The organism is Roseburia sp. 1XD42-69, assembly GCF_003612565.1.
In the GTDB taxonomy this organism is placed as follows: Bacteria; Bacillota; Clostridia; order Lachnospirales; family Lachnospiraceae; genus Roseburia_B.
In genome coordinates this window covers 19,387-32,018 of record NZ_RAZG01000006.1, presented here as the reverse complement: position 1 = coordinate 32,018, position 12,632 = coordinate 19,387, and the positions used below count along the sequence as shown (strand labels likewise).

Annotated in this window: 9 protein-coding genes; all 9 read right to left on the bottom strand. The window is 44.1% G+C overall.

The genetic code is table 11. The features are described from left to right. Window positions 1-7: 7 nt before the first annotated feature. The gene (locus D7Y06_RS04400) at window positions 8-1,099 is read right to left on the bottom strand and encodes an AAA family ATPase (RefSeq protein WP_158591230.1); all 1,092 of its coding nucleotides are present in this window, start codon (window positions 1,097-1,099) and stop codon (window positions 8-10) included. Further along, entirely contained in the window at window positions 1,093-2,379 is a 1,287-nt protein-coding gene (locus D7Y06_RS04395; RefSeq protein WP_120406623.1) for a DUF262 domain-containing protein, read from the bottom strand. Before D7Y06_RS04395 ends, D7Y06_RS04400 begins: the two co-directional genes overlap by 7 nt. Window positions 2,380-2,388: 9 nt before the next feature. Then, window positions 2,389-3,429 carry a galactose ABC transporter substrate-binding protein gene (locus tag D7Y06_RS04390; RefSeq protein WP_120406622.1) on the bottom strand — a complete coding sequence of 347 codons (1,041 nt, stop codon included), beginning with the start codon at window positions 3,427-3,429 and terminating at the stop codon, window positions 2,389-2,391. A gap of 36 nt (window positions 3,430-3,465) precedes the next feature. Next, window positions 3,466-4,440: a sugar ABC transporter substrate-binding protein gene (locus D7Y06_RS04385; RefSeq protein WP_120406621.1), complete on the bottom strand. Its 975-nt coding sequence runs from the start codon at window positions 4,438-4,440 to the stop codon at window positions 3,466-3,468. Next, complete coding sequence (locus D7Y06_RS04380) at window positions 4,427-6,274, bottom strand: cache domain-containing sensor histidine kinase (protein ID WP_120406620.1); 1,848 nt, start codon at window positions 6,272-6,274, stop codon at window positions 4,427-4,429. The genes D7Y06_RS04385 and D7Y06_RS04380 overlap by 14 nt, the downstream gene beginning before the upstream one ends. Next, a complete protein-coding gene (locus D7Y06_RS04375) occupies window positions 6,264-7,874 on the bottom strand; it encodes a response regulator (RefSeq protein ID WP_120406619.1) in 1,611 nt (536 codons plus the stop codon). The genes D7Y06_RS04380 and D7Y06_RS04375 overlap by 11 nt, the downstream gene beginning before the upstream one ends. Window positions 7,875-8,000: 126 nt before the next feature. After that, complete coding sequence (locus tag D7Y06_RS04370; RefSeq protein ID WP_120406618.1) at window positions 8,001-9,656, bottom strand: galactose/methyl galactoside ABC transporter permease MglC; 1,656 nt, start codon at window positions 9,654-9,656, stop codon at window positions 8,001-8,003. An 18-nt stretch (window positions 9,657-9,674) separates the two neighbouring features. Continuing rightward, window positions 9,675-11,183: a sugar ABC transporter ATP-binding protein gene (locus tag D7Y06_RS04365; protein WP_120406617.1), complete on the bottom strand. Its 1,509-nt coding sequence runs from the start codon at window positions 11,181-11,183 to the stop codon at window positions 9,675-9,677. Window positions 11,184-11,247: 64 nt separating this feature from the next. After that, complete coding sequence (locus D7Y06_RS04360) at window positions 11,248-12,588, bottom strand: substrate-binding domain-containing protein (protein WP_120406616.1); 1,341 nt, start codon at window positions 12,586-12,588, stop codon at window positions 11,248-11,250. Between the last annotated feature and the right edge of the window lie 44 nt (window positions 12,589-12,632).

Here is a 12,632-nt window from a genome sequence, read left to right as displayed (position 1 = left end):
ACCTGCCTTACAGTAATTCCAAAAGTGCATGATCCCATTCATCAAAAAAACCTTCCGGCCATTGATCTAACCGTCCGTTTTTATCCAACAGCGGACATATCACCTTATGTCTATAGGAGTCATTGATATCTTTGTAAAAATAGAAAAATCCGGCATCTTCCGGTTCAATTCTTCCTTTTTTTACTGCGATACGGATTCCGTTCATTACATGATCGCTGTGCGTCTCAAGAATTACCTGAACGCCTCCTGCTCCGGCAGCCGCTATCAGTTCTCCCAGCATCCTCTGGCCCTTCGGATGAATATGGGCTTCCGGATTTTCAAGTAAAATAATATCCCCTGGCTTTGCTGATACCAATGCCGTCACCACCGGAAGTACATAAGTAATACCAAATCCAACATTGACGCTTTTATATGAATTTGTTTTATCCCTTCCCTCAATGTACTCGTATTTCAATTCCGCTGTTCTGGAAGATGTATGAATCGTAATTATCGGCGATACCCCAGGTGAAATCACATCCATCCATGCCTTTACCTGTTCTGCAATTGTCCTTTTTTTGCCCAGACAGACAGAATCATTTATTACCTCGTCTCCGCCATGCAATTTTAAATATTGAATGGAAAACTCTCCATTTTTTGCAAAATATCTCTCAGAAACCTCTTTTTCATTCTCAATCTGATAAAGGAACTGTGGTTCAATACGATATGCCGACAGATAATATAAATGATTTTCCCACAAGGGATATGCACTTTTCATTTCTTTTTTTTCAATGCTTTTTAAAGGTAAAACATCTGTTTCAGACTGATACCCGAAAAGATACTGCTCTTCTGTATTTTCCGTCAAAATGCCAATCCCGATTTCATCTTCCTCTGCTTTTTCAAACAAAACATCCTGCCCCACACCAAGATTTACATATTTGCCTTTTAATGACAACATCTGCTGTGACAAAATACTGTTTTGGGACTGTCCCAAAAGCAAAATCCCCTGCATAACAGTGGATTTACCCATCCCGTTTAGCCCTGTCAGAATATTCAGGGCAGAAAAACTCAATTTCAATTCTTCAAAGCACTTAAAATTTTTCAAAAATAATTCTTTCAGCATAAGAACTCCTTCACAAACTTTTGGCATATTTCTACTCGTTTTGCAAGTGAATATGGATCACCTGCCTTTAATGCAGTTGCAAACTCGGAATTGGCAAGAATTTTTCCAAAACCATCCATAAACTTATCTTTACTTTTCTTTATTTTCTCCAACTGTTCCTTATCCAATTCACTGAAACATATTGCCCATATTTCAAAAATAGCTTTATTGATTGGCCCCCGTCGAAAATCTTTATTAAATTTTCTAAAAGCATATTTTCCAAAAATGTCCTTACACGCATTCATGACGCGCACAAACCGTTCTGTGACACGCAGGATATCTTCCTCACTAAAATCATTGGCTTTTTTCAACCCTTTTATCAGAAAATTATCAATGTCCCCCCGATATTCTTTTTTGTAATCCAACTCTGTAAACGAAAGGAAACGCAGGGCATATTCACGGTCCAGCATTCGTTCCGGTTTGACTGCAAACAGGGTTGCGCTTTTAAACTCCTTCCGTTCTGCCAGCTCTTTGATTAAATCTGTTCCCTTTCCTGAATAAAGCGCCTGTCTGATTTCCTGATTGTTTAACGGAATCCCCCCTGTATTAATTCTCTGGAAAATATTAAATACAATCTCATCCGGAGTCCCCTGGGTAACAGTATATGCGACGATGGAAGACTCCTTGATTCTTCTAACGTATTGTCTGGGTAAATCGTCAAAAGTTTTTCCATTAAAATCTGTCAGATACTGCATCCCTTTAAATCTGTTCTTTTCCCTTGAGCCATTTTCCTGCACATTGCCCACCAGATAGTTTTGGAAAGTCGTAAGACGCTGCAGGCCGTCTATCACAACCCACTCATCTTCTTTCGATGCGTCAAAATAAAATGCCGGGAGGGGAATTTTTAACATTAAAGATTCAATCAGCCTGCTCTGCTTTTCTTCATCCCATAATCCGCCATTTCTCTGAAACGCCGGTGATAAATCAAATTCCCTGTTTTCCAACCTGTCCATTATATTGGAGATATTCGTGGGAACCTGGGTAATGTTTACATCAGAAGGAATAAATTTGTCAGGTTCATCTGTGTCTGCCTTATATCCTTCATCCATATCTGCGGGCAGAACCTTTATTCCCTGTTCCTTAATCTGATAAAGCGCCATATTCAGCAAATCTTCATCGATTCCCGTCTTCTTATTCTTTATGATATCCTGAACAATAAACAAACTAATTTCATTGTCATTTGCTTTCGCAAAACTTATTATTTCTTCCATGCGCTCCGATATCGCCTGTAAATCTTTCATTCCTTTTCCTCACTCCTCATCCTGCTTAAGATAATCACCGATATTATCCATTGTAATCTTAGAATAGTTCAAATAGACATACCTGTCATTCTCAAATTCAATCTCTTCCATCCCCCGCCCGGACACCAGCGCCAGGGAAAGCCTTGCCATTGCCTGGGCCTGCCCCTCTTTATCGTTGTAAACCGTTCCGGAAAGTTTTTCTTCCGCCACCGCCAAAAGCCCCACGTCCGTTCCGTCGATTCCGAAAATCACCGGGAGGACGGATTCGGTATAATTTAATTTCTCATAGGCGTCACTTGCCCCCAGGGCCATATCATCGTTGTTTGCCAAAACCAGCTCAATTTTATTCTGATACTGGCTAACCATCTGCATCATACGGTTCTGGGCCTGGGCCCTGTTCCAGTTTGCAATGCCGCACTCCAGCTTCTCTAAGGCAATTCCGTTGGCCTTTAATGTGTCCACTGCATTTTCCGTGCGTATAATGGCATCCTGGTGCCCAGGCTCCCCCTCCAGCACCACATATTGAATCTTCCCGTCTTTGTTCCTGTCAATACTGCCGTTTTCCTTAATGGCCTCCGCCGCTAACTCTCCCTGCATCACCCCGGATTGTTTTGCATCCGCCCCCACATAGTAAAGGCCGTCCCATTGCATCATATCTCCCGCCACAGGCTCCCTGTTAAAAAAGATAATAGGCACGCCGCTCTCCCTTGCCAGGTCAATGATTTCCGAAGGGTCCGCCCTGTCCACAAGATTGACGCAGAGCACATTACTGCCTGCATCTAAGAGTTCCTTTACCTGGTCGTCCTGGGTTCTCTGGGAGCCTGCCGCATCCCGCACGGTCAATGTAATCTGGGAATCCTCTCCCTCCATTTCCTCTAAGCTCTCCCTGAAGCAGGCAATTAACTGATTTAGAAATGTATCACTTTGATTATAATATGTCACTCCCACATGAATCTTTTCTTCCCCGGCCGTCTGCTTTTTCCCACAGGATAAGAGCTGCAAAGCCGTACAGAATACTGCCCCCAAAACCCAAATTTTTTTTCTTTTCATATCACACCTCTGATTCTCCCACAAAGAAATACATATTCACTGGCTCATAGTAAAAAGAATGTCCTGGTTCTCCTTTGTAAACAGCTCCCCCCTTCGGATTATATGATAAGAAACGGTTCTGTCCTTCATTTTACAATACCAGTGCCCGATATTTTGGGCCACCTCCGTTAAACTATCATAGCCTACGCTAAACTCGTCCGGCACCAAAAGGCAGCGCACAATACCTATGTCAAGATAATAAGCGCTCTCAGTAGAATTTCCAATTCCGTACACCAATGCCCCGTGAAGATTATTTTCCCCGCCGCAGGCTCCCGCCGTTTTCAGGCTGGCGTCATCCAGGGCAAGGACAATATCCACTTTGGGCTGTTTCTCCAGGGAATTTTCCTGCTCTTTTCCAAAGGCGCCAAAGGCAGACCAAAGAATCTTTGCATCCGTTTCTTTTAACACTTCTAAAAGCCCTTCCCGGCGGCTTTTTGTGGCCTCCATCTCATCAATATCCCCCAAAATCCCTACGGTCTTTCCCCTGATATTTCCGCTGTAATCCTTTAAAAGTTCCTCCCCAAGGGCTTTCCCCAGGGCATAGTTATCCGGCTTTGTAACGGGAATGGCGGCCGCACTCCCTGTAAGGGACATGCCGTGTTCCACAAACATAATCGGAACCTTTTTGTCTGCCTTTTTTAAAAGTTCCTCCCCTTTCGTCCCGGGAAGTGGCTGCATAATCACCGCATCCGCACCATTGTGGATTTCCCGGTTTACATATTCCATTTCCTCTTCCAGATCCAGGATATCCCCTGTACTGACGACAAAGACTTCCACCCCAAAATCCTCCGCCGCCATTTTAAGCCCGTAGCGAAAGGCAGACCACTGGCTGTCCTCCGAATCCCGGACAATCACAGAGACTTTGTAAAGATCGTCCCTGCTCTTTTCCCGAAACATTAAAACCGCCAGCACCAATATGGTTATTCCCAAAATAACTTCAACCTGAATAAATAATCTTTTACTGTTCTTCATTGTTTTTTTGCATTTCTCCTCCAAAGAGATGCCCCTTTTCCAAAACCCTGCTGTTTTCTTCTGTACAGGGCACTGCCGGGATTACGATGGAAACCTTTGTGCCCTCATCCGGCTCACTCTCCACAACAAGTCCATACTCCTCCCCGAAAAAAATACGGATACGGTTATTTACATTTATAAGACCAACCCCGGAGCCGTGCTTTTTTACCCGGTTGCTGTCTGTGAGAAGGAGGCTTACCTCCTCCCCGGACATCCCAACGCCGTTATCTTTCACAGAGAGAATTATATTTCCATCTCTCATCTTGCCCTCCACAACAATCTCCCCGCAGTCGTCCATAGGGTCAATCCCATAATTTATGGCATTTTCCAATATGGGCTGCAAAACCAGCTTTACGGTACAATAGGAATAAATCTCCGGCTCTGTGTCAAAGGTAACGGTAAAAGCATTTTTATAGCGGACTTTTTGTATATTCATATAACTTTTTGCATGCTGAAGCTCATCTTTTACGGAAATCACTGTGCGCCCTTTTGACAGGCTGATGCGGAAAAGCTTGGCCAGCTCCGAAATCATAAATACCGCATCGTCATTCCGCTCCCCCTCCACCATCCAGATAATGGAATCTAAGGCGTTATACAGAAAATGGGGATTTATCTGGCTCTGCAGGGCGTCGAGTTCGCTTTTTCTCCTCTCATTCTGCTCTAATACAATTTTCCGCATTAAAGTGTCTATCTGCTCATAGGAGCGCTGGATGGAATACCCCAGATGCCTGATTTCCAGGGAACCCCCGATATAAATCTCCGGCTTTTCCCCCGCCTCATACTCTGTCACCGACTCATCCAGCTTTAAAATGGGCCTGGAAATTCTCAAGGAAACCAAACGGTTTACCACCGCCAGCATCATCCCCATTAACAGCATAAACATCACAATAAAATACCGGATATTAAACATGCCGTGGGTAAACGCAGAATAGGGAATCACCCCCACCAGCTTCCACCCCGTATAACTGATGGTGTTTACAATGATTTTCCGATGCTCCCCTTCAAAAAACTCATCATACACCCCGTCTTTCCATTTTGCCGCCGCCTCACTGTTTTCATGGGCAATCCCTTTGCTGATTTGCACCTGCCGCATATGATAAATGATTTGGCCATTGCCGTCACATAGATAATAATACTGCCCGTTATTTGAGGTATTAATCTGATTCATCATCCGGGAAATACTGGAGTAATCCATATCCACCAGCAAAACCCCCGACATAGGCACTCCCTTATCCGTTAGTTCCACCACACGGCTTAAAGAAATTACCCAGTGATACCTTCTGGCATCATCCTCAAAAAGGTTCTGGATATGGGGTGTGGAAAAATGCATATTTTCCATTTTCCCCACGGCCTGTTTAAACCAGTCCTGCCTGGTGACATTGGGGTCCTCTTTCTGCAGGGCCACCGGCTCCGCCGCCATCAGGCTTCCGTAATTGTTATATATGGCGATGCTTCTTAAGCTGTTTTTATTTGCCTCATATAAAAGGTTCATCCCCTGCAGAATCTGGGCATCCTGGCTGTCAAAATCCCGTTCTTTCACCACGTTGTAATACACTGCATCTGAAATCTGCCGCATACCCATAAGATAGTCTTCTAAGTTTTCCCCTGTCTGCTCCATAAGCTTTTGGGAACTGTCTATCATTCCCTGGCGGGACAGGGCGGAAAAACGAAGATACAACACAACGCCCAAAATCAGCATAATAGATATCGATATCACAGAAAAGGCAATCATAATGGTGGACTGCATCCCCCTGGGCTTCAAATCTTTTACCTCTTCCGGGAAACTACGTTTCATGTTCCAAATTCTCCCTTCTGTACTTGGAGGGAGACACCCCAAACCGCCTTTTAAAAACATAGCTGAAATAGTTGGGGTCTGTATATCCCACATGTTTGGCTATAATATAACTTTTTTCCTCCGTGGTGGTCAAAAGGCTCTTTGCCCTGTCCATACGATAGTCTGTGAGATAAGTGATAAAAGCATTCCCCGTCTCCTTTTTGAAAATTGTGGAAAAATAAGAGTTGGACACTCCCAGATACTCACAGATACTGTCTAAGGAAAGCTCTTCATCACCGTAATTATTTCCCACATATTCCATAGCTTTGGCCACAAAAGATTTTGTGGATTTGGCTCTGGCCAGAATCGCCTGTTCCCGGAAAGACAGGCTGAGTTCCGTAAGCCAATTCTTTAACACATCCGGTTCCAAATCAAATATCCTTGTGTATAATTCCCCCATATCTTTAGTGAAATCCTCTGCCTGAAGGTCATTGTTGGCAGAAAACCGATACAGGGCGCTAATGAGTTCCATTATGTCAATGTGATGCTGCTGCAGCGTTTTTTCTGGAAAAGAGAGGTGTTTCAGATAGTGCTCCACCGCCGTTTCCACATCCCCTTCACTGCCCAGCCGAATCATTTTAAAAAGCTCTGATAATTCAGATTCGTTTCCCTGGCCGGAGGGCGCTGTTTTTCTTGGAATAATTTCTTTCATATTAATAGCCCGGGCAGTTCCGTAAATTACTCTGTAAGACACCGCCTCCCTGGCATTTTCATAGGACTGGGACAATTCCAAAATATCCCCGCAGACCTGTCCAATACCCACAGTGACCACGGCCCCGATCATCCGGCGGGCATATTTGCAGAACCTGTCGCATTCATCTGTCAATTCCGAAATCTGGCTTTCATTTTTCAGTTGAGGGATTAAAATCGTATTCCCCAGATAAGAAAAACATTTTGCCTGCCATTTTTCCACCAAATGTTCCCTTGCCTGCTTCTGGACAGAGGCCGACAAAAGCACAGGATTCATATCCTTAGGCACCTGCCCGGAAGAGGTGTGAATCACAAGGCAGCAAAAATAAGGCCCGGTAAAAAAAATTCTGTAATCCGAAAGATAGCCGGGAATCTCCTCCTTATGAATCCGTCCCTCAATCAGGGAGGAGTAAAAATTAGCCTGCAAAAGAGGAAGGGAATCCACATAGTATTTCTCCAGTATCTCCACGTTCCGTTTCTCGCTGATTTCCTGGTCAAGCTTTATTTTAAGCTGAATAAAAATCTTGGTCAGTTCCACGGAATTCACAGGTTTTAACACATACTCTTCCACTTCCAGGTGGACGGCTTCTTTTGCATATTCAAACTCGTCAAAACCGGTAAACAGAAGAATCTTTGTGCCGGGATAGGAAGCCTTAATGCGGTTTGAAAGTTCCATGCCGTCCATATAGGGCATTTTAATATCCGTCATCACCACATCAGGCTGGAGTTCCTCCACCATTTCCAAAGCCTTCACCCCATTATTGGCATACCCGATTACAGAAAATCCCATCTCTTCCCAATTAATTTTTTTCATAATCACATGAATGACTTCTTCCTCGTCATCCGCCAAAAGTACGGTATATCTATCCATATTTTTTCTCCATATGCCTATTTGGGCCTGTTTTGCACTATTATAGCAAAGGCGGTAAAAAATGTAAACTCCGGCCCATAGTGAAAAGAGCCAGAAAATTTCTGGCCCTTCTTCCTATTATCTGTTCTATTTTTTCTGCACATATTTCAGACAGTCAAGAGTTACTGCCACAAGAATAATAATTCCTGAGAACACAAACTGAAGGTTTGTATCGATACCAAGAATCGTTAGGGAGTAAGTAAGGGCTGTAAAGATAAACACACCCACTACCACACCTGAAATCTTGCCGATACCTCCAGTGAAGGATACGCCGCCCACCACGCAGGCTGCAATGGCATCCATCTCCCAGCCCTGTCCGTAGGCTGCGGAACCAGAACCAACCATTCTGGCACATTCCAGCCAGGAACCAAATCCGTAGAGGATTCCAGCCATGATAAACGCACCAACCGTCACCTTAAATACGGAGATACCGGAAACGGAAGCCGCCTCGGGATTTCCTCCCACTGCATAGAGATTTTTCCCAAATGTTGTCTTATTCCAGATAAACCATACAATTACAATGGCTGCCAAGGCCCAGAGGATAATGGTTGGAAAACCGTTTACCTTGGGGATAATCATACTTGGAATAGCAGGTTCAATGGCTCCGAAGGACACTCCCTTAGTAGCATAGGTTACAAGTCCGAAAATTACAAGCATGTTTGCCATGGTAGAGATAAAGGGGTGCATTTTAAATTTAGCGGTGAAGAAACCTGCAATCGCCGTAAAAAATGTACACAGCAGGATGCAGACCACAAGGGCAAGGATTACCCTGGCGCCAATGGGCAGGCCGGTAAAATCAAAAACATGCCCAAAGACAGAGCCCGTGTTAATTCCCTGGTGCATAATAATGGTAGCTGTGGTCATTCCCATACCCACCATACGGCCAATGGAAAGGTCCGTACCGGTAAGAAGGATTAATCCTGCCACCCCTAAAGCAAGGAACATTCTGGGGGAAGCCTGCTGTAAGATATTCAGCACATTATTGTATGTAAGCAGAGGTGCATTTTTTAAAATCGGTGTAATGATACAGAGCATTACAAAGATTAAAATAATTGCAATGTACAGTCCGTTCTGCAAAAGGAAAGACCTGCGGTTAAAGGTATATTTGTAATTTTCCCATTTCTGGGCCTGTGTCTCTGCAAAAGTAAACTTTGACATGCGCAGCAGATCAATGAGATGGAATTTAAAGGTAAGAGCTGCGTGCCTTCTGTCCTTAATCTGGGCAAGATCCTTCTCATACTGCATTTTCGCATCAAAAAGCCTGTTTTTATGCACATACTTTTCATCTTTGATTTCCTGATGGTCAGAAAGCTTAGACAGGGATGCCTCATGTTCCCTTTTTAATTCCAGAACCCTCTGTCCATAACTTTCTTTTGCGGCTGCTTTTTCCGCTTCACAGCTTATCTTTACCTTCTGGTAATAATCTTTTTCAAAATGGGCATTTAAAAAGTTTTCCGCCTCGGAAATCAGTTTGGAAACCTCATTTTTATTCTCTGACTCCACTGATTTCGCCTTCTCAAGCTCTGCCCTGTATTCTGAAATTTTTCTTTCCTTTTCCTGTTTAGAAAGGATTTTGTCTCTTTTTACCGTGTCAATACTGTTTTGCAGAGATAGGACTTTCTCCGTCCCTTCTGCCCTCAGGCCGTCAATTTTAGCCTGGATATCACCCACATAATCCTCGATTGGCTTGCGGAGTTTCATCTCCTGCTCTGCCGAAAGGATTCTACTGTTTTCCTTTGCCATATCCGTTATCTCCCTTTTTTATAGATATTTTGCACTGAGTCTTAAAAGCTCTTCCTGATTTGTCTCTTTTGTATTTACGATTCCGGAGAGGTGCCCGTTGGACATAACTCCAATTCTGTTGGTAATTCCCAAAATCTCCGGCATTTCAGAGGAAACAACAATAATTGTCTTGCCCTGCTTTGCCATATTGATGATCAACTCATAAATTTCATATTTTGCACCTACGTCAATTCCCCTTGTAGGTTCGTCCATCATAAATATCTGGGGACTGCGCTCTAACCATTTTCCCAAAATTACTTTCTGCTGGTTTCCGCCGGAAAGGCTTGAAATCATATCTTCCGGTCCCATGCACTTGGTGTGCATGATCTTAATTTCCTTGGCGGTGGCTTTTGTCATCTTCTGGTCGGAAAGGGCAATTCCAGACTTATACTGATTTAAGTTTGCGATGGTGGTATTAAAAGTCAAATCCCCTTTTAAAAAGAGCCCGTTTGCTTTCCGCTCCTCAGTAATCATGGCAAATCCATGGTCCATAGCTTCCTTTGCACTGGCAAAATTCATCAGATGCCCGTTAAAATATACGCGCCCCGCCGCTCTGGTGCGGACACCGAATATGGTTTCCAAAAGCTCTGTACGCCCGGCCCCCACAAGGCCGTAGAGCCCGAAAATTTCTCCCTCTTTTACATCAAAAGTAATATCCTGAAGGTGAGGTTCAAATTTGGTGGACAAGTGCTGTACAGATAAAATAGTATCTTTGGGCGTATTGTCCACAGGAGGGAAACGGTTTTCTAAAGAACGGCCTACCATGGCTGCAATCAGCTCATTCATATCCGTCTCTTTGCTGCTCTTTGTCATTACCAGATTACCGTCCCGAAGCACGGATATCTCATCACAGATTTCAAAAATCTCATCCATTTTATGGGAGATATAAATCAGGGAAATCCCCTGGGCCTTTAACATCCGCATCATTTCAAAAAGCTTATCCACCTCCTGTACCGTAAGGGAGGATGTGGGCTCGTCTAAAACGATTACTTTTGAGTTATAGGAAATCGCTTTGGCTATCTCGCACATCTGTCTCTGGGAAACAGACATATTGCGCATAGGCTGGGTAAGGTTTACTGTCATGCCCAGTTTCCGGAAAAGCTCGGAAGCCTCTTTTTTCATCCTGCCCTCATCCACTACGCCCATGGAATTCACCGGATAGCGGCCAAGGAACAGATTGTCAATGACGTTTCTCTCCAGGCACTGGTTTAATTCCTGATGAACCATGGCGATGCCGTTTTCCAAGGCATCTTTCGGACCGGAAAAGTTTACTTCTTTTCCGTCCAGGGTAATCTTCCCCTCATCTTTTTGATATGTACCGAAAAGACATTTCATCATGGTGGATTTGCCGGCGCCGTTTTCACCCATAAGCCCCATAACCGTTCCCCGCTTTACATCCAGTTTGATGTGGTCTAATACCCGGTTACGGCCGAAGGACTTGCTCATACCCCGAATGGATAAGACGATATCATTTTTCTTATCTTCCATTATTTATACTCCTTCTTAAAACAATAGAAAGTCACTTGCGGACTTTCTATTGTTATGAAATATTTTACTGATTCAGTAAAGCTGTGTAAGAAGCTGCATTGTCTGTCTTAACCATGTTAATAGCAAATGCATCATACTGTCCCGGATTTCCAAGACGGTTTGTGATGTTGGACTCTGTCTGTCCGTCTCCGCCGATATAGTCAACTTCCAGGTTAAGAAGATCATCGTAGTTCTGTAAAAGCGGCTGATATGTGGAGCTTAAGAAATTATCGGAAGCATTGTAAATATTCAGCCATACTTTTTTGGTTGCGTGGCTTCCCTGGTCAAGCTGTTTGGATACAGGCTCATATACTTTTGTAGAATCTGTAAAGTCCTGATAATTTGCAGCGGTAACAGCAACATTTAATGCATAGTAGGAACGCTCGTCTGCCTTGTATGTGTATACGTCCGGTGTAAGCACATTTCCTGCCTCGTCTGCTGTGCCGATACCTGTGTCAATATCCACACCGTCAAGGGCGTTTCTGATTACACGGAGTGTAAGGTATGCCTGTACGTCTGCATGCTGGCTGATGGTTCCGCCATATCCCTCTGCGATAGCTGCAACTGCGTCAGAGTTTGCATCATATCCGAAGGTAGGTACGCCGTTGTCTTTTGACCATGCATTAAACATAGACATTCCCATACCGTCATTGTTGGATGCCACAATATCAATTTCCTCACCGAAGGAAGAGGACCATGTTCCAATGGCATTACCTGCGGTAGCTGCATCCCATGTAGCTCCTGCTGAGTTTTTCATCTCCTGGGAAGCAAGCTCCCTAACCACATATTTCTTTCCGTTTACTTCAATTTCTCCGTCCTTTACTGCTGTTGCGGAACCGTCTGAGTTTGTCCCTACCGGGTCGCTGTTAATATCGCCGTCTTTTTCCACTCCTGTGCCCATTGCTTTTCTTACGCCTCTGGTACGAGCGATGGAATCATTGTGGCCGATATCACCGATGGCAAGTACATATCCGATAACTCCGTCTCCGTTACGGTCAATTTTGTCAATGTTTTCCGTAATGTAATCCATAATCATGGTCCCCTGAAGTTCTGCACCCTGATTTGCGTCAAAACCTACATAATATGTATCCTCGTTGTAGGAGAGAGCTGTCATATCAAGTTCCCCTGTAGAACTGTTGGAAGGCTGACGGTTAAACCAACATAATGGTTTGTCTTTGTTTGCCACATCAGAGGATGCTGCCCCGTCTCCTGCCGGTTCCTGAGCTGCCTCTGTGCCTGCTGCTGCGTTTGAATCTTTTGCACCATTTGTGCTGTCTGCAGGTGTCTCACTTGGGCTTCCGCCGCATGCGGCAAGTGAAATTCCAAGTACTGCCGCCATTGTCATTGATAAAAATCTTTTCTTCATATTTTTCTCCCTTCTCTGACACTTTTTTGTGCCCTTTGTTGATA